Genomic DNA, 18,919 nt, shown 5'->3' with positions numbered 1-18,919 from the left:
GTTTGCATGCACTCTCTAAGTGAAGAATGACAGAGAGCAATTCCTTTTCCTCGTTACTGCGCAGTTTATGGATTTTGCCTAAGCAGAAAAAGCTCCAAGTTCAGAAATATACTAAACTTGGAGCTTTTGGTTTAGTTGGATAATAAGGAGTGTAAGTCTTCGAAAAAAGTTGGATAAGAAATAGCAATACATTCGTCATCATGTAATTCTACTTTTTCATCTGTTAAAAGAGAGGCAACTGCAATCATCATACCAATCCGATGATCACCAAATGATTCGGTTACACCGCCATGTAGCTTGATATTGCCTTCGATGATCATTCCATCCTTTGTTCCAGTAATGGTCGCACCTAACTTTGATAATGTATGGACCACTGATTCAATCCGGTCTGTTTCTTTAAAACGTAATTCTTCAGCATCCTTTATAACGGTTTGACCAGCTGCTTGTGTGGCCAACAATGCAATAATGGGAATTTCATCAATGATTCGAGGGATAATATCCCCTTCTATAACAGTAGCTTTTGGTTTTGAAGCCCGTACCGTAATATCACCAATAGGCTCCCCACCAATCGTTCTTTTTTCCACAACATCGATGGAAATGCCCATCATGTTCAAGACATCTATGATACCTGTTCTAGTTTGATTCAGACCAACATTTTCTATAGTCACATGACTTCCTTCTGTAATAGCAGCAGCTACCAAGAAAAAAGCAGCTGATGAAATATCTCCAGGTACTTCGATATCACAACCTGTTAAGTTTTTATTACCTGTTATTTTTATTTTTGTACCTTCCACATTAATATCAGCACCAAACGCTTGTAGCATATTTTCCGTGTGATCACGTGTTTTTGTTACTTCTTCAACAGTTGTTATACCATTTGTTAAAAGACCAGCTAATAAAACACCTGATTTAACCTGTGCACTTTTTACAGGTGGTTTGAAATCAATCGGTGACAAGCGCCCACCTCTTATTGCAATTGGAAGTAACCTACCTTGTTCACGACCATCGATTTTCGCTCCCATTTCGCGTAACGGATGGACAATCCGGTCCATCGGTCGTTTCGATAGTGAATCATCACCATACAAGGTAAAGTGGAAAGGTAAGCCTGCTAAAATTCCCATCAACAGTCGAGCGGTGGTTCCAGAGTTACCAAGATTAATCGGTTGAACTGGTTCTTGCAAACCATTAACCCCTTCTGATTTAACCAACACAGTATTATCTTCACGCTTAATAGAAACCCCCATTGCTTGAAAAGCTTCGATGGTTGACAAGCAATCCTCACCAGCTAAAAAGTTCGTTATCTTTGTTGTTCCTTCTGCAAGAGAACCAAACATAACCGCTCGATGAGAAATAGATTTATCTCCAGGAACCGTAATGTGACCCGTTAGCGACTTTTGTTCAAATGCTAATACTTTTTGTGACAAGATATTCCTCTCCTATTCTTCAATCACTGTATCATAGTGATTTTTCTTCAAAATAGCCTGACTTAGTTCTTGATCATTTTTATTTTGGAAGCTTAAGCGTAGCACACCAGTAATTCCTTCTCTAATTTCCAATATTTCAATATTATTAATACTAATATCGTGATTAGCTAATAACTCAATTACTTTCAATATAGCACCTGGTTGGTCAAAAATATCCACATATATATCATAATAGGATGGAATAGCTCCCTGTTTTCTACTATCCAATCCATCACGATATTCGCGTGCTTGCTCTAAATATTGCTGGATTTGAGTTTTTTCTCCCGTGTCAATCAACTCTTTTAATTGTTTCATCTCTTCTATCCAATCAGCTAATAATCGACTCATTTTGGATCGGTTCTGAAAAATAATATCTCTCCACATTAAGGGGTTACTAGAAGCAATTCTTGTAATATCTCGAAAACCCCCTGCAGCGAGCTTATGTATATATGGATGCGTTTTTTGCCAATTTCTAGCTTGATGAACAAGTGATGAAGCAATTAAGTGCGGAAAATGGGAAATGACACTTGTCATTTCATCATGTTCTTCTGGTTCTAAAATTAAAAATTTACTATTTGTAGGTGTTAATAGTGCTTGCAATCGTTCTACATCTTCTTCACTGCTGCTTTCTGTCGGGGATAGAACATAGATCGCATTTTCAAACAAATGTTTTTTTGCTGCTTGAATTCCTTTCTTGTGTGAACCTGCCATCGGGTGACCACCGATAAAAGCGATGTGAGGTGAATTAATTTTACTTGCCGCATCTATAATCGGCCCTTTAACAGATCCAACATCAGTCACGATGAGCGATTTCTTTAACGAAATAGTATTCAAATGGTTAATCAGGTCTATTGTTACAGAAACTGGAGCAGCTAAAATACAAATATCTGCCTGCAGCAAGGCCTCAGTAAAATCACTGTAGACTTCATCTACGATTTTATTCATTTTAGCATATTCCAGAGTACTATAATTGGAATCATATCCTATCAATCGTACTTCTTTTGTTTCACGTATACTTAAAGCAAGCGAGCCTCCTATTAATCCGAGACCCGCTATCAAAACCGTTTGCTTCACGATTTATTCTCCTTTTATATTAATGCTAAATATTCTTTCATGTTTGTTACTAATTCACTCATTTGTTCTTTGGAACCTATGGTAATTCGTACGCCATTAGGATGACCTAATGCCTCACCAGAGCGAACGATGAAACCTTTTCTTAATAAATAATCAAATAAGGCATCACCTGAAGTCGGTAATTTCACAAATAGGAAATTTGCTTCTGAATCATAATAGCTTAATCCCATCTCATCACAACTTTTCATAAACGCTTTTTTATTCACGAGATTTTCTTCATAAGTACGTTGTAAGAAAGCTTCATCTTCAAGTGCTGTTAGAGCGGATAATTGTGAAATCGAAGTTGTATTAAACGGTCCACGCGCGATATTTAAATAGGTGGCAACCTCTTCTGATGCAATACCATAACCTACACGTAGATTAGCTATACCATAAGCTTTTGAAAAGGTACGCAAAATTACTAAATTCGAATATTTTTTTAATAACCCCAGACTTTTCGGGTTTTGATTAGCTTCGATGTATTCATAGTAAGCTTCGTCCAATACAACCATAACATCTGAAGAACATCTATCTAAAAAATCTGTTAACTTCTCACCACTGATTAATGAACCAGTAGGATTGTTAGGTGAACAAAGCCACACAACTTTTGTTTGGCTATTGATTTTATCTAGCATTGTTTCTAAATCATGATAACCATTGATTAAGGGGACTTCTACAATATTTGCCCCTTGAATTAAAGCATTATGTTTATACTGAGGAAACGTTGGAGTTGCCATTACTGTATTTGTTCCTTCTTCTAAATAAGTGCGACAAATGAGATCGACAACTTCATCTGATCCGCAGCCAAAAATAAGCTGCTTCTCTCCTACATTTAATTTCCTAGCTAATGTTTCTCTTAACGCAGTCGCATACCCATCAGGATAAATCTCCAAGTGATCAATCATATTTGGAATAGCTTCTTTTATTTTATCTGAATAGCCGAATGGATTTTCATTTGAAGCTAATTTAACTATTCTAGTTAAGCCATATTCCTTTTTGACATCTTCTATTTGTTTTCCAGGTGTATATGGTGACATATTTTGAAATACTTGTTTTGCTTGCAATGACATAACTCCTTTCACATGTACTTACTTTTCTTCTAGTAAGTCGGGCCTTAGCTTTACTGCATCGTTTAGATAGATATGTTCAATTTCTTTTTGAGATTTTGATGTATTCACCGTCATCATTACACGAATACATTTCGGCAAACTACCAGGAACATCAATTTCTGGCATACACATTACCGGTACATACTTCCAACCATCAATAAGACGTAGTGCTTTAGCTGGAAAAGTGGCATTTAAATCAGAAGTTACTGAGATCATTACTGAAGCAATTGTTTCAGGATCTATTTCGTTTACTCTAGCCATCACTTCAATCATCTCTTTTGTTGTCTGGACTATTTCTTCAGCATCATTGTTCTTGACAGTTGTTGCTCCTCGTATTCCTCTTATCATTAAGAATCCAACTCTCTCATAAAGTTTTCAAGAAGATTGGTGAGGTCTTGATCTGGTATATCTTCTGTTACCGGCACACCTATTTCTTGTAATAATACCATTTGAACAGTGGCATTCTCTGACTTTTTATCTATTTTCATACGATCAACAAGTTGTTTAGTTGATATCACTGGCAAATCTAACGGATAATGATTTTTGGATAGCCAATTATATAATGTTTCATATGGTAACGTACTACTTAATCTTTGTTCACTTACTTTTATAGCAAATAACATGCCAATCGCAACTGCTTCACCATGCGTAATTTGCCCATAGCCTAGCTCCGATTCAATGGCATGACCCAACGTATGTCCAAAATTCAGAAATTTCCGAATATTTGACTCCTTCTCATCCTGTTCCACGATCTTTGCTTTGACAGCGATCCCTTTCTGCAGATGATCGGTCAGCACATTTGAATCAATCTCTTGTGTTAGGTCTACCTTCCAAATATCTTCCAGATAAGTACGGTTACTTATAAATCCATGTTTCACTACTTCTGCATAACCTGATCGCTTTTCTTTAGCTGGTAGCGAATATAACGTATCAATATCATAAAGAACTGCCTGCGGTGGATAAAAACTCCCGATTAAATTCTTACCCTTAGGATGATTAATCGCAACTTTGCCACCTACACTACTATCATGAGCTAAGATAGTAGTAGGAACTTGTATAAAGTCAATTCCTCTCATATAAGTAGCTGCAACAAATCCCGCCAAATCGCCAATCATCCCTCCACCAAGTGCGATAATCAGCGATTTACGATCTAACTGATTGTGAATCGCTTCTGTCAGCAATTGATAATAGTTCTCCATACTTTTGGAAGCTTCTCCAGTTGGAACTACACTTATAGATACCTTGGCATCATTTGGCAGGTTGGCTACAACTTTTTCCGTATAAAGCTCGTTCACCACCGAATCCGTAATAATCATTATATTTCGATACGGTTTAGGTAGATAGTCTTTCAAATTTCCCAAAATATCATTACCGACAAAAACATCATATTGATTGGTACTAGTTGTTATTGTCTGCCTATGCATTAAAAGCACCTTATTTCCTCACGATAGTTATCAATTGCTTCTTTTAATTTCGGAAATTGATCGTTCGGGAATTGTTCCAATATCGCTTTTGCAATTTCAAATGCAACTACATGTTCCATTACCACAGCTGCGGCCGGAACAGCACAGGAATCAGATCTTTCAATACTTGCATTAAAAGCTTCTTTTGTCTCAATATCCACACTTTGAAGTGGTTTGTATAGTGTAGGAATTGGTTTCATAACTCCTTTTACGATCACTGGCATACCGGTTGTCATTCCACCTTCAAAACCGCCTAAACGATTCGTTCTTCGGTAATAGCCTCGTTCTTCAGACCAAAGAATTTCATCATGTACCTCACTACCATTTTTACGAGCAGCTTCAAACCCAATCCCAAACTCAACACCTTTAAAGGCATTAATACTTTGCACTGCTCCGGCTATACGACCATCTAATTTCCGATCATAATGTACATAGGATCCAATTCCTGCGGGTAATCCTTCAATAGCAACTTCACAAACACCACCAATGGAATCCCCATCTTTTTTCGCTTGATCGATTGCATCCATCATTTGTTTACCAGCTGTCTCATCTAAACAGCGAACAGGTGATTCTTCTGAAAGACGTATCTTGTCATCGATTGATAATTCCGGTTTTTCTTCTGCTTTAATTCCTGCAATTTCTTTCACATAACCACTAATTTTGATATCTAATTGTTTTAATAATGTTTTTGCAACTGCACCAGCTGCAACTCGAGCAGTTGTTTCTCTGGCAGACGAACGTTCTAAAATATTTCGCATATCTCGATGGCCATATTTCAGTGCGCCATTTAAATCAGCATGACCTGGACGTGGACGAGTTACCACCCGACGAATATTTTGGTCTTGTGGTACAGGATCTTCTCCCATTATATCAATCCAGTGTTTAAAATCATCATTATGTACAACTAGAGCGATAGGAGATCCTAAAGTATAACCATGACGTACGCCACCAACTATATCTACTAAATCTTTCTCTATTTGCATTCTCTTCCCTCTGCCGTGGCCTTTCTGGCGGCGCAGTAGCGAATCATTAATATCATCTTGTGTAATCGGCATTCTCGCTGGTAAACCCTCGATAATCGTTGTTTGTTGTTTACCATGCGATTCACCTGCAGTTAAATATCGCATTGTTCTCCCCCTCAAAATTATTTTTTGTATTACTATAACACAGCATGGGAAAAATGTGTGTGGAAATATTCCGATTTTTAAGTATTTTATTTTTTTCCATAAAAAAAGGTGTCCAAAACTTTGAACCCGTATTTATCTGGTGAAAATATTTGTTCAGTGCTTCCTACAAAAAAAATACCATCATCAGCTAATGCATCACTAAACTTATGATAAATCGAATTTTTGGCTTCTTCCGTAAAATAAATGAGTACATTACGGCAAACAATCAAATCTACTTGAGTTGGATAAGGATCTGCTAGTAGGTTATGTTCCTTAAAGGTGATAGCCTGTTTTAATTTATCATCTACTTTAAATGTACCACCTTCTTGATGAAAATATTTCTTTTTAATATCAGAAGGTACTTCTTGCAGTGCTCTTTCATTATAAATACCTTGCTTGGCTCTAGCTAACACATTAGGGTCTATATCAGTTGCCAGAATATCAATGTCTGCTAGGTTCCAGAATTGATTGGCAATAATCGCTAATGTATATGGCTCCTCCCCTGTAGAACAAGCTGCACTCCAAATTTTTATTTTCTTCTTTGTTTTTTTTAATGTCGGAACAATTTTGCTTTCCAGCACTCTCCACCTTGCTGGATTACGATAAAATTCTGAAACATTGATGGTAACCTTATCTAAAAATTCCTGAAGTAATTGCTGGTCTTTGTTGATTGCTTGAAAATAACTGCTAAAAGATTGATAACCTCGTTTATTTCTTAAAGATGTTAAACGCCTTTTCATTTGTACCTCTTTGTATAAAGATAAGTCGAGGCCGGTCTTCTTGTATATCTGACCTATAAAAGTTTGATAATCCGTCATGTCTCTTCTCCCTCAATATTGCTGTTCAGATGCAACTATGAAAGCCAGTAGTCAACATTTTTTCCATAGCTCTGTATTTCTTCTTTCCTAAAAAAGAGATTGATTTCTCTTGTTGCGCTTTCTGGTGAATCAGAACCATGAATAATATTACGATGCATCACTAGTCCGAAATCACCTCTGATTGTACCTGTTTCAGCTTCTTGAGGATTCGTTTTCCCCATCATCTTTCTAGAAGATTCAATTACATTTTCGCCTTCCCATACCATAGCAAACACAGGTCCAGATGTAATAAAGGAAACTAAATCATGGAAGAAAGGTTTCCCGTCATGTTCAGCATAGTGCTTTTTTGCTAGAGGTTCCGAAATGGTCATAAGTTTCGCAGCAACTAATTTGAACCCTTTTCTTTCAAATCTAGTCACTATTTCACCAATTAAATTACGTTGTACAGCATCTGGTTTGATCATTAAAAATGTCTGTTCCATCATATTCACCTCGTTATATTTTTCTGTTTCCTATGTAATTAGCAATATTAGCTAAAGCTTCTTTTGCTTGATTATCTGGTAATAAGTTAAGAGAATCATATGCTTTCTTAAGATATTGGTCACTCACTTCTCTAGCTCTTGTAATGGCGTCAGATTTTGATATTTTTGAGATGATAGGGCTCAATAGTTTAGGACTTATATTACTGCTATCTGCAAAGACATCTTGCAACTCTCGTCGAATAGCCGGATTTTCCATAGCATATAATACAGGTAGTGTAATATTTCCTTGAATCAAATCGCTACCAGCTGGTTTTCCCAATTCTTTCTCGGAAGCAGTAAAATCTAATATATCATCGATAATTTGATAAGACATTCCCATAAAATACCCATAACGAAATAGAGCTTTCTCTGTTTCACTATCCGTGTTTGCCACAATAGCACCTAACTGACAGCTAGAGGATATTAACAGAGCTGTCTTTCTTTTTATTCGTCTTAAATAGGTCCTGAAATTTTGATCTAGGTTATATTTATCTTTAATTTGTTCAATTTCACCAACTGTCAATTCCATCATCGTTTTAGCCAGTATTTGATGGGCTCTAGGCTTATCTATCTCAGTAAATTGTTGTAATGCCTTAGCGAATATATAATCACCTGTGAGCATCGCTACCTGATTGTCCCATTTCGCTTTTACTGTTGGTTTACCACGCCTTATATCAGAATTATCAATGACATCATCATGTACAAGTGATGCCATATGAATTAACTCTAGTGAACTGGCGACATTTTTGATTCTGTTTAGGTTATAATCACCAAATTTAGATGCTAATAATACAAAAACCGGTCTTAGCCTTTTCCCTCCAGCCTTTAATAACTGGGTAGACGCTTCGTGCAAAACCGGTTGGTCTGCATACACCGTTTCTTCCAATGCATCTTCAATTATTGATAAATCCTTTTTTAAAAAAGCATATGTTTTTGCAAGCTTCATTTGACTTCACCTTTATTTCTTCACTTGTTTTTCACCTAGATGCATGGCCGCTACACCGCCTGTATAGCTTTTATATTGGACATTTACAAGTCCAGCATCTTCAAATAAACGCTTTAACGCATCCTTTCCTGGAAAGTCTTTCGCAGACTCGTGTAACCACACATATTCTTGATAACTCTTCGCGAAAAGCTTACCGAATAAAGGCATAATATTTTTAAAATAAAAATAATATAATTTCCGAAAGATGATTCCAGTTGGTTGCGAAGTTTCGAGACATACAACTATACCTCCTGGTTTAACTACACGGTGCATTTCTTTTAAAGTTTGCAAGTAATCTGGAACATTTCGCAAACCAAATCCAATAGTTACATAATCAAAATAATTATCTTCAAACGGTAGTTCCATTGCGTTACCATGTATAAAGGTTAGATTGTTAAGTGAATGATCAGATTGCCTTTCTCTAGCAACAGATAACATGTTTTGACTAAAGTCTAGACCAATCACTTCACCATTTTCTCCTACAGCTTCTGATAATGAAAAAGCCCAATCTCCTGTCCCACAACATACATCTAAAGCTTTATTTCCTGGTTGTACTTGCATTCTTTTCATTACATCGTTTCGCCATTTTTTATGTTTTTGGAATGAAATAATCGAATTCATAAAATCATAATTATTATAAATCTTTTCAAATACTTGATGTACTTTTTCTTCTTTTGTTTGTTTTGTCATTGTGATAATCCTTCTTCCAACACCATATTCCACTTTTTCTGTAACGTATAATAATTAAAAAAATTTAAATCTTTTGGAAATGTTAAGTTTTTCTTATTATCAGCTATTATTTTATCTAAATCGTGATTAATTTTCATTAATTGTTGGCGCATTTCTTTCTCCAATTGCTCATTCTTATGTATGCTTTGTACATTTCCTATAATTAATTTATGGAAAAAGGTTCGCTTATCGTTTCGTAATTGTATTAATTCAAATTCTAGACGTTTTGCCATAAGCCAAGTAGTTATATACGGTAGCTGTTCTGTTTTATTAACAAACTCAGCTACTTTCTCTATCAGTTTACTCTCAATTTCTTTATATTCGGCAAGAAAATTATCTAGATCATTAAAATAGGTATAATAAAAAGCAATTTTAGCTTGGGTCATTTCATTAATCCCATCTGCAAGCAAACGAATGAACGGTAAATTATTATGGTTTGCTAATAAATGATAATAGATACCTGAATAGTAATCTCCTGCCAATACTGTAAGTTGCTGTTCCCTTATATTTTCTTCTTCAAAATCAACGCTGATTTTATCATGTGTATTCAACGCTATTTGAACTAACATGGTTGTCTGAACTAATTCCTCGTAATTTGGTTTATCTTGGACTAATTCATGAAGAGTAATCAATTTATGTACTTCTATCTCTGGTTCATCTAAATGTTTATTCAAGAAGCTTTGGTTAATGGTTTGCGTTATTAAGTTTGTATAATAATTAATTGTGTCTATGTATGTCATCAAATTCACCACAATTCTTCAAAATCCTATTCTATATTAACATAGTATATCATAAGTTTACATCTTACAGGATAGATAAAACTTGTGTTTTATGAAAGGGAATAATTTCAGAGGAAAAATTAGGATAGTTGGTATGAAAAAAGGGTGCAATCTGCACCCTCTCTTGCCCATATGTAATACCATATTATTTTACGATATCTTTAAGGGCTTTACCTGGTTTAAAAGCAGGCACTTTGCTTGCTGGAATTTCGATTTCATCCCCAGTTTGTGGATTACGCCCTTTACGTGCAGCACGCTCGCGTACCTCAAAATTACCAAAACCAATTAATTGAACTTTGTCTCCATCTTTAAGTGAATCCATGATAGATTCAAAAACTGCATCTACAGCTTTTGTTGCATCTTTTTTAGAAAGTTCACTTTTTTCTGCAACTGCATTAATTAGATCTGTTTTGTTCATGATATTCACCTCCTCCCAATAAAAGCTATAAACTTCTTTCAAAGAATTACTTATAGCTAATTGTCATCCATCAAATGATGACAAGGCTTATAATAACTGAGAATGAAAGATAATTCAACAATTATTCGCATTTCATAGAGAAAAAATTATTATTTTCTCCATTTCGTGCTAAGTTATCAAGAATGTTATCATATGTTTTTTCGGGATGCAAGTGTTTTCAAACGTTGATATTATAATATTTTTAGTAATTAGGACGTAAGTTTCATCCACATTACCTATTATTACCATAAAATTTGAATTTAAACAAAATAAAAAAGCGTAATGTTGATACATTAACGCTTTTTCAATCTTCTTTATAAAATGATAGCGATCAATCCACCTGAACCTTCATTGATGATTCGTTCTAGAGTCTCTTTTAATTTAAACCTAGCGTTTTCAGGCATAAGTGATAGCTTTGCTTGAATACCTTCTCTAACGATTGAACTTAATGATCTTCCAAAAATATCGGATTGCCAAATAGATAATGGATCTTCTTCAAAATCTTGCATTAAATATCTGACTAATTCTTCACTTTGTTTTTCGGTACCGATAATCGGCGCAAATTCTGACTCCACATCTACTTTTATCATGTGAATCGACGGTGCTACAGCTTTCAAACGAACTCCAAATCTTGAACCTTGTCTAATAATTTCAGGCTCTTCCAATGCCATATCCGTTAAAGCCGGAGCTGCTACCCCATATCCAGTTTGTTTTACCATTTTTAATGCTTCAGCGATTTGATCATACTCTTTTTTAGCATTGGTAAATTCTTGCATCAATTGTAGTAAGTGATCTTTCCCTCTAATCTCTTCACCAACGATTTCTTTTAATACTTGATCGTATAATTCATCTGGAGCATGAAGGTCAATATCTGCTATTCCTTCCCCCATCTCAATTCCTGCTAAAGAAGCTTGCTGAATATAATCAAATTGATCAAATTGACCGATTACATGGTCAACATCTCTTAACCTTCTTATATCTTTAACCGTTTCCTCGATAGCGAGTTGATAATTTTGTCTTAACCAATGTGACTCATCTAAAACTAATACCCAACTAGGTAAGTTAACATTGACTTCAAGCACTGGAAACTCGTAAAGTACTTCTCTTAATACATTATTAACATCATGCTCAGTCATGCTTTCCACACTCATGGATAGAACTGGAATATCATACTTTTCTGTAAGGTCTTGCCTTAACAATTCCGTTTCTTGATTATAAGGTTGTACGGAATTAATAATCATAATAAATGGTTTACCGACTTCTTTTAATTCATCTACAATACGTGATTCTGCGTCTTCATAGTCTTCTCTTGGTATTTCACCAATACTACCGTCAGTTGTTACGACAATTCCCATTGTAGAGTGTTCTTGAATTACTTTCCTTGTTCCGATTTCGGCTGCATCATGAAAAGGTATAGGTTCTTCGTACCAAGGTGTATGAATCATGCGTGGACCATTTTCATCTTCAAAACCTTGTGCGCCATTAACAGTATATCCTACACAATCTACTAATCGGACATTAACATCTAATCCCTCCTCAACTGTTAACGACACTGCCTGATTAGGAACAAATTTCGGTTCAGTTGTCATAATTGTTTTTCCAGCTGCACTTTGTGGTAATTCATCCTGCGCTCTCAATCGATCACTTTCATTCGGCATGTTTGGTAAGACTGTCTTTTCCATAAATTTCTTAATGAAAGTAGACTTACCGGTCCGAACTGCTCCAACAACTCCTAAATAAATATCACCATTCGTCCGTTTTGAAATATCCTTGAAGATATCTACCCTTTCCAAATGATCCCCTCCCGATCTATTCGACCTCATCATTCCTTCGAATCTTTGACAATTCTATTCTATGATGTTGTCCTATTAATTTATGCTAAATATTCGCATAATAAATAAACTTTTCCTGATATAGCGCCTATGGATTATCCAGTTCTAACTTCAACATATGAGGTAAAGAACTAGTTTATTCACAAAAATTAGAAAAGCTTTCATAGAAGAGAATCTTTTCAACAATAATGCCCTTTTGACACAACTGCTTAATAACCCAGTTAAAAAGCAAAATTCTGGTCACAGAGGGCTTTGTTTGCGTTTTTAGAGAAAAAAGTAACAATTAACCATACAACAGCGTACAGCTTATCTGAATCAAGGCAGATAACTACTGTAAACTACTGAAAATTTCTTCGATGATAACGTTTGTTGAAGGAACGTTTAGTGCGTTATTTGAGAGAATAAAACAAGTATTTCGGTGTTTGCGGACATATCTAATCCCTTATTCAGTTACTTTTGGTGAAAATCAGCTTTATTATCGTTGAATAACGGAACAAATGTCCTAAATCCATCCCCGATTTACTGGACGCGTTATTTCGCAGTTTAAGCGTTTTCTTTAAGACATAGAAAAAACTTATCCTAGGATAAGTTTTTTTCTAACATATGCTCATTTACCATCCTTCTTCTATTTCTGGTGCAAATACTGGCTCATTATCTTCTACTGTAAATGGAATACTGTATGCAGGAACAACGGGATGATCCTCAATAAGGATAGGTCTGATATCATCCCCGTTTTTATAGGTGTGATTTTTTTCTTGTAAAGCTTGGTACAGCTCCATTCGGTAATCAATTAATAGATTACCGTCCGTACTAATATAAACTGGTAAACGATTCTCAGAATACGGACTGTTTACACTTGGTGCCGCATCTAAATTAAGCTCCTCATAATCTAGTTCGTATACACCACCTTCAACTTTGTCTCCAAATGGTGGATATGTATGTTCATCTCGGTATATCGTTAACCGTTGTTGGATGGATCTTAGCTCATCTGTTAAATGTAAATCAATTACTTTAACTGTTGGATTTTCTTCCACATCAACTAAGACATATTGATAACTCCCGGCATTTTCAAAAGCTGTTCCAGGAATAGATTGAATAAGTCCTTGTTGCTTTAACAAACTAAAATCAATAAGGTATTTTTGATATAAGGGTGTATCACTTTCTTTGGTTACAATCGGTAGAATACCATTATTTTGTTCTGCGTAGAGATCTATTGCATTTTGAACTAACTGTAGTTGAGTATCATTTGAAATTTGATTTTCGCTGAGATTTTCTGATGGATACATGCAACCTGTCAGCAAAATCAAACTAAAAGTAAATACGATAAGTTTATGTACCATTGTTATTTGTCTTTCCTCCTTATCAGGATGATGGCCCGCTAATAACTACTAACGTAATGATAATGCCACCTATAATTAAACAGCTATAGGCAACAAATGCCACAATACCTGATAAAATCCCTTTTAATTTATATCTGCTAAGTACAATTAATACCATGGATAATATAAGTGCGCCCATGCCTCCAAACGATATCCACATTTTCATTAATGGATCTGACAACTGACATTCATCCTTTCTTACGATTTCTACATAATTATATACATCGTTACATATTATAACATAATTTTTTAAAAAAGAGGAAAGCCCGAATACAAACACGGTTATTTTAGCAACAACAGAGACTAAGGAATATTTAATATTTTCCTAAAGTACAAAAAAACCGAAGTAGTAGGGGCAAAATCTACTCCGGTTGTGACTAAATAAATACCCATCATCACCCTGAAAGTGAATGCTTGTGCGATTTATTGTATGCGAAGCAATAAGACCTTGCATCCTCATGTGCCTATAATGTTAGTTTTTAAACAATTTACTTAACGAATTCATATCTTTAGGCATATTATTGCTTGTGATTGCTTTCACAATTTTTTCTTCTTTTTGTTTTGACACAGGTTTTCCAGAAAGTTTGGCTAATTGCTTGACTAATTTTCTTACTGTCTTTTCATCAGAAAAATCCGCATTTTGAACAGATTGTGCCACTTTCATAATTTGATCAGGCTGGACATTGGAATTTTTTTGAATCTGATCAAACATGTTTTGTTTAAAGTCACTCAAATTAACTCCTCCTAACTACTATAGTCATTCTTATAGTATGCACGGAGGAGTTAAACAGTTAATCCATATACCTATTTAGAAGTAAGGATGAAATATCATCTACTTCATTTGTTCGGTTTCTAGTCATGAGATCGTCAACTACTTCTTTTGGTGATCTTATTTCATAAATTACGTCATATATACCAGTAGTTATCGGCATTTCGATATTTTCTTTCTTCGCCAACTGGTAGACTGCTTCAGTCGTACGAATTCCCTCTACGATCATGCCCATTTTACGCAAAATATCATGTAATGGAATTCCTTTACCTAACATATTACCCGCTCGCCAATTACGACTGTGCGCACTTGTACAAGTAACAATAAGGTCACCAACTCCTGATAAACCGATAAATGTTAATGGATTCGCACCCTTAATGGTCGCTAACCGTGAAATTTCGGCTAAACCTCTGGTGATAAGCGCTGCTTTTGCATTGTCACCATAACCTAGTCCGTCGGATATTCCGGCACCTAAAGCGATAATATTTTTTAGTGCACCACCTAGTTCTACCCCAATAATATCTTTACTTGTGTACACTCGAAAATACTGATTGATAAATAAATCTTGTGTAAATGCGGCCAATTCACCATTTTCTGAAGCAGCTGTCAATGTCGTAGGATGCTTCACACTCACCTCTTCAGCATGACTTGGTCCTGAAAGTGCCACAACATCATCGTATAAACTTTGGGACAGCTCTTCTTTAATCATTTGTGAAATACGATAATGACTATCAGGTTCAATCCCTTTACTGCCGTGAATGATAACTACTTTATGATTTAAGACATGATTCAGTTTTTGGCAAATTTCTCGTATTGCTTTTGTTGGCACAACTAATACAATTGCTTCTACTTGTTCAATTGCTTGACTGAGATCATCATAAATTGCTAATGATGCTGGGAGTTCAATATTAGGTAAATATTTTTTGTTTTTTCTTTCGAGTTCCATCGCTTTTTTTTGATCTGGGTTATGTGTCCAGAGCCTTACATTATGATGGTTATCACATAAAACCATTGCAAGTGCTGTACCCCAGCTACCTGCACCTAGAACAGCTACTTTTGACATCTCATTCACCTCTAACTTCGCTTGCGAGCATAAATTTTTATCGGAGTACCCTCAAAACCAAACGCTTCACGTATTTGATTTTCTAGGAATCGTTCATATGAAAAGTGCATGAGTTCCGGCTCATTAACAAACACAACAAAAGTTGGTGGCTTAACCGCGACTTGAGTTGCATATAACACTTTCAACCTTTTCCCATGTTTTGTTGGTGTTGGATTTATTGCTAGTGCATCCATTATGACATCATTTAAAACATTCGTTTCAACACGTTTTGTATGGTTTTCGCTGGCTTGTACCACATTTGGTAAAAGCGTGTGAATCCTTTTTTTCGTTTTCGCTGACAAGTACACAATTGGTGCATAATCTAAAAATGGAAAATGGGCTCTTACGTTATCCTCAAATTCTTTTATTGCTTGATCATGCTGTTCTATCGTATCCCATTTGTTAACAACAATCACAACTGCTTTTCCTGCTTCATGTGCATAGCCTGCAATTTTTTTATCTTGTTCAATAATACCTGTTTCAGCATCAATTAAGGTTAGAACAACATCCGATCGTTCAATAGCTTTTAATGCCCTTAAAATACTGTATTTTTCGGTAGTTTCATAGATTTTTCCTCTTTTTCTCATGCCGGCTGTATCAATAATGACAAAGTCACGATCGTCTTTACTGAAATTGGTATCAATCGCATCACGCGTTGTACCAGCAATATCACTAACTATAACCCGTTCTTCATTTAAAATGGCATTAACCAAAGAGGATTTCCCTACATTTGGTCGACCAATCAGGCTGAAATGAATAACATCTTCATCTACTGGTTCATTCTCTCTTTCAGGAAAAAGGTTAACAACACTGTCCAGTAAATCCCCTAATCCTAATCCATGTGTTCCTGAAATGGGATGAGGCTCTCCAAATCCTAAAGCATAAAATTCGTAGATCTGCTCCCGCATATCCGGATTATCTACTTTATTTACTGCTAATACGACAGGTTTATTTGATTTGTACAGAATCTTAGCAACCTCTTCATCAGCCGCTGTAATCCCTTCTCTTCCATTTGCGAGAAATATAATAACATCAGCCTCTCTGATAGCGACTTCTGCTTGCTCACGCATTTGAATTAATAACGGTTCATCGCCAATTTCAATACCACCAGTGTCTATTAAACGAAAAGTGGTGTTTAACCACTCTGCTTCTGCATAAATTCGATCTCGGGTTACTCCAGGAACATCTTCCACAATTGATATTCTTTCCCCGACTAATCGATTAAAAATAGTTGATTTTCCAACATTTGGCCTTCCAACTATTGCTACAACTGAACTTCTCATGAAGGCACATCCTTCCTATTATTGATTTCTAAAATGTTCCTCTATCGTTTCACTTTACTAAATTACCACAATTAATATAAATAAAACAAGTTAATATATATTTGTTAACATAATAAAATTACCGTTCACCCGTCAATGTTTCACGATAATATATAATTCATCACTAAGTGCATGACTAATCCCGTCTAAAATTGCTTCTAAATTGGCAGCTACCTTGTCCATTTCTTCCTTATTCTCGCAAATAAAGATCGATGCACCTGCTGTTACCTTATTTGAATTAGTAGTGATTGTGGCTAGAATCGCTTTTTCTAATTCCATCAACTTCACTCCTTACTTTGCGTATTAGCTTCAGATGGCATTCGAACGGCATTTTCTAAAACTGGAACTGAATGAAGCACCTTTATAGCCTGATTTAAGTCTTTGTTTTGAGGCAAGATAAATACCCCAATACGGCCATCATCTAAATCACGTTTAATAAGCGGAACTAAAGCAGGCGTACCAGAATCTCGAAAAACTCCTAATGAAACGGAAATATCATGTAGTATCGCCTGACGTTGACCTAAATTTGCAATAGAAGAACGAACATCAAATGTTTTCGGTTTTATCACGAAACCCATGCCATATTTTAAAATTTCTTCTTGGCGCTCTGGTAAACCGATATTCATAATGTAAATATTATCCACATACAACCCTGCACCATCAAATGATACTGGAGCATGCTCTATATCCACAATCTCTCCGAGTGTTGATCCACTCATATACTTACGAATAATGAGGTAGCACAATATAGAAACTACAATGGCGACATATATATTCCACACTAAATACGCTAGCGTTCCCAATAATGAAGTGAAAATCACTAAGTAATTTCTACTTTCAAACGCAATCGCTATTCCCTCAATATATGTATTACCTCTCGGAACTAACTCATAACTGTCCATTTCTGTAAGCGTCTCTCTTTCCATATTGCGGACTTCTCTAAACTGAGATGCCGCAATGGTTAAAAACGTAACTGCGGTAAACTCTTTTTCCATTAACGCTGGAACAGCAACTGCTCCAAGGCTTGCCGCTATAAACCCAAGCGCCAAATGAATTATTTTTCCATGTAAATAGGTGGGGTATTGTCGGTAATCAGTTTTTAACATAATAAATCGAGCAATTGTACCAATCGTAATTCCAAATAAAATCGGATATGTATATTCATTCACGAATTCCACCTCTTTTTAAATTCCACTATTCTTACTATGTTTTCTATTTTATTAATTAAATATTCCCAGCTATGTTGGATAGCAATGAGTAATAGGATAGATAATAAGATACTGAAAAAATGTGTTTCATTAATCGTATATTGTAAGTAATAACTTCGGCATATAATGCTGTACATAAATTGACCAAAGCTGACACCTGCAATTAGAATGATTATTTGTTGATGAATATTTTTGGATGAAAGTTGCAACAATAAAAATCCACTTATAACTGCAATGGTAATAAAAGCAAAGTCATTTAGAATCGGACTTGTAATTCGCCAAATAAAATAAATAGCATATAAATAACTGAAAAATAGAATCAAAAAATACTTTTTAAAGCTCAATTTGCTTTGAATAGTAGTAAAAACACTATAAATTAATAGAAACAGGAAAGAAACATTCATTGGCAAATCAATGATAATAATTTCATAAGGTAGAAATATTAAAAATAACAGTAATACAATCGAATAGGTGGTGCGCTTTCCTTGTTTCGACATAAAAAAAGTAACAAAACACCACAACACCCAGCATAAATAGATCGTTAAATATTGATACATGGACATCACCTTTAACAGTATGTACGGATTTCCTAGTTTTTAATCTTTTTTCAAGTACATAGTAGAAGAATTTACAAGGAGTGTGTTTATAGCCCTTGCAATTATACATGTTATCCAGATCCGAAAAATTTATAATTTCCTGGTGTA

21 protein-coding genes are annotated in these 18,919 nt (G+C 35.4%); all 21 read right to left on the bottom strand.

Annotation, left to right across the window (positions count from 1 at the left end; translation table 11 throughout):
- Positions 1-131: 131 nt before the first annotated feature.
- The 21 genes from aroA to GHT08_RS21200 all read right to left on the bottom strand — a co-directional run bounded on the left by aroA (position 132) and on the right by GHT08_RS21200 (position 18,772).
- The gene (aroA, locus tag GHT08_RS21300; protein WP_163583399.1) at positions 132-1,424 is read right to left on the bottom strand and encodes a 3-phosphoshikimate 1-carboxyvinyltransferase; all 1,293 of its coding nucleotides are present in this window, start codon (positions 1,422-1,424) and stop codon (positions 132-134) included.
- A gap of 12 nt (positions 1,425-1,436) precedes the next feature.
- Positions 1,437-2,537, bottom strand: coding sequence for a prephenate dehydrogenase (locus tag GHT08_RS21295; RefSeq protein WP_193568335.1), 1,101 nt, complete (start codon positions 2,535-2,537; stop codon positions 1,437-1,439).
- Between the two features lie 14 nt (positions 2,538-2,551).
- Positions 2,552-3,640 carry a histidinol-phosphate transaminase gene (hisC, locus tag GHT08_RS21290; protein ID WP_163583398.1) on the bottom strand — a complete coding sequence of 363 codons (1,089 nt, stop codon included), beginning with the start codon at positions 3,638-3,640 and terminating at the stop codon, positions 2,552-2,554.
- Between the two features lie 24 nt (positions 3,641-3,664).
- Positions 3,665-4,033 (bottom strand): chorismate mutase, encoded by a 369-nt coding sequence (aroH, locus tag GHT08_RS21285; protein ID WP_163583397.1) that lies wholly within the window; start codon positions 4,031-4,033, stop codon positions 3,665-3,667.
- Positions 4,033-5,109, bottom strand: coding sequence for a 3-dehydroquinate synthase (aroB, locus tag GHT08_RS21280; RefSeq protein ID WP_163583400.1), 1,077 nt, complete (start codon positions 5,107-5,109; stop codon positions 4,033-4,035). The genes aroH and aroB overlap by 1 nt, the downstream gene beginning before the upstream one ends.
- The gene (gene aroC, locus GHT08_RS21275) at positions 5,109-6,275 is read right to left on the bottom strand and encodes a chorismate synthase (protein WP_163583396.1); all 1,167 of its coding nucleotides are present in this window, start codon (positions 6,273-6,275) and stop codon (positions 5,109-5,111) included. The genes aroB and aroC overlap by 1 nt, the downstream gene beginning before the upstream one ends.
- 86 nt (positions 6,276-6,361) lie before the next feature.
- The gene (locus tag GHT08_RS21270) at positions 6,362-7,132 is read right to left on the bottom strand and encodes a CheR family methyltransferase (protein ID WP_163583395.1); all 771 of its coding nucleotides are present in this window, start codon (positions 7,130-7,132) and stop codon (positions 6,362-6,364) included.
- A gap of 35 nt (positions 7,133-7,167) precedes the next feature.
- Entirely contained in the window at positions 7,168-7,617 is a 450-nt protein-coding gene (gene ndk, locus GHT08_RS21265; protein ID WP_193568334.1) for a nucleoside-diphosphate kinase, read from the bottom strand.
- Positions 7,618-7,627: 10 nt separating this feature from the next.
- Positions 7,628-8,599, bottom strand: a complete 972-nt coding sequence (hepT, locus tag GHT08_RS21260) for a heptaprenyl diphosphate synthase component II (RefSeq protein WP_163583393.1) — start codon at positions 8,597-8,599, stop codon at positions 7,628-7,630.
- Between the two features lie 12 nt (positions 8,600-8,611).
- Positions 8,612-9,328 carry a demethylmenaquinone methyltransferase gene (locus GHT08_RS21255; protein ID WP_163583392.1) on the bottom strand — a complete coding sequence of 239 codons (717 nt, stop codon included), beginning with the start codon at positions 9,326-9,328 and terminating at the stop codon, positions 8,612-8,614.
- Entirely contained in the window at positions 9,325-10,107 is a 783-nt protein-coding gene (locus GHT08_RS21250) for a heptaprenyl diphosphate synthase component 1 (RefSeq protein WP_163583391.1), read from the bottom strand. The genes GHT08_RS21255 and GHT08_RS21250 overlap by 4 nt, the downstream gene beginning before the upstream one ends.
- Positions 10,108-10,291: 184 nt before the next feature.
- On the bottom strand, positions 10,292-10,564 hold the full coding sequence (locus GHT08_RS21245) for an HU family DNA-binding protein (protein ID WP_033405291.1): 273 nt from the start codon (positions 10,562-10,564) through the stop codon (positions 10,292-10,294).
- A 353-nt stretch (positions 10,565-10,917) separates the two neighbouring features.
- Complete coding sequence (spoIVA, locus tag GHT08_RS21240) at positions 10,918-12,396, bottom strand: stage IV sporulation protein A (RefSeq protein ID WP_018934350.1); 1,479 nt, start codon at positions 12,394-12,396, stop codon at positions 10,918-10,920.
- A 650-nt stretch (positions 12,397-13,046) separates the two neighbouring features.
- Positions 13,047-13,775: a hypothetical protein gene (locus tag GHT08_RS21235; RefSeq protein WP_163583390.1), complete on the bottom strand. Its 729-nt coding sequence runs from the start codon at positions 13,773-13,775 to the stop codon at positions 13,047-13,049.
- A 22-nt stretch (positions 13,776-13,797) separates the two neighbouring features.
- On the bottom strand, positions 13,798-13,995 hold the full coding sequence (locus tag GHT08_RS21230) for a DUF2768 domain-containing protein (RefSeq protein ID WP_026287412.1): 198 nt from the start codon (positions 13,993-13,995) through the stop codon (positions 13,798-13,800).
- 291 nt (positions 13,996-14,286) lie between these two features.
- Entirely contained in the window at positions 14,287-14,547 is a 261-nt protein-coding gene (locus tag GHT08_RS21225; RefSeq protein WP_163583389.1) for a stage VI sporulation protein F, read from the bottom strand.
- 58 nt (positions 14,548-14,605) lie between these two features.
- Complete coding sequence (locus GHT08_RS21220) at positions 14,606-15,646, bottom strand: NAD(P)H-dependent glycerol-3-phosphate dehydrogenase (RefSeq protein ID WP_163583388.1); 1,041 nt, start codon at positions 15,644-15,646, stop codon at positions 14,606-14,608.
- 11 nt (positions 15,647-15,657) lie between these two features.
- Positions 15,658-16,968 (bottom strand): ribosome biogenesis GTPase Der, encoded by a 1,311-nt coding sequence (gene der, locus GHT08_RS21215; protein WP_153836418.1) that lies wholly within the window; start codon positions 16,966-16,968, stop codon positions 15,658-15,660.
- A 132-nt stretch (positions 16,969-17,100) separates the two neighbouring features.
- Positions 17,101-17,286 carry a capping complex subunit for YIEGIA gene (locus GHT08_RS21210; protein ID WP_018934344.1) on the bottom strand — a complete coding sequence of 62 codons (186 nt, stop codon included), beginning with the start codon at positions 17,284-17,286 and terminating at the stop codon, positions 17,101-17,103.
- 5 nt (positions 17,287-17,291) lie between these two features.
- Positions 17,292-18,176, bottom strand: coding sequence for a YIEGIA family protein (locus tag GHT08_RS21205; protein ID WP_163583387.1), 885 nt, complete (start codon positions 18,174-18,176; stop codon positions 17,292-17,294).
- Positions 18,173-18,772: a YphA family membrane protein gene (locus GHT08_RS21200; protein ID WP_163583386.1), complete on the bottom strand. Its 600-nt coding sequence runs from the start codon at positions 18,770-18,772 to the stop codon at positions 18,173-18,175. The genes GHT08_RS21205 and GHT08_RS21200 overlap by 4 nt, the downstream gene beginning before the upstream one ends.
- Positions 18,773-18,919 lie beyond the last annotated feature (147 nt).

Origin of the sequence: Gracilibacillus saliphilus (assembly GCF_010994085.1) — a bacterium.
Lineage (GTDB): Bacteria > Bacillota > Bacilli > Bacillales > Amphibacillaceae > Gracilibacillus > Gracilibacillus lacisalsi.
This window is presented reverse-complemented; position numbering and strand designations above follow the sequence as displayed.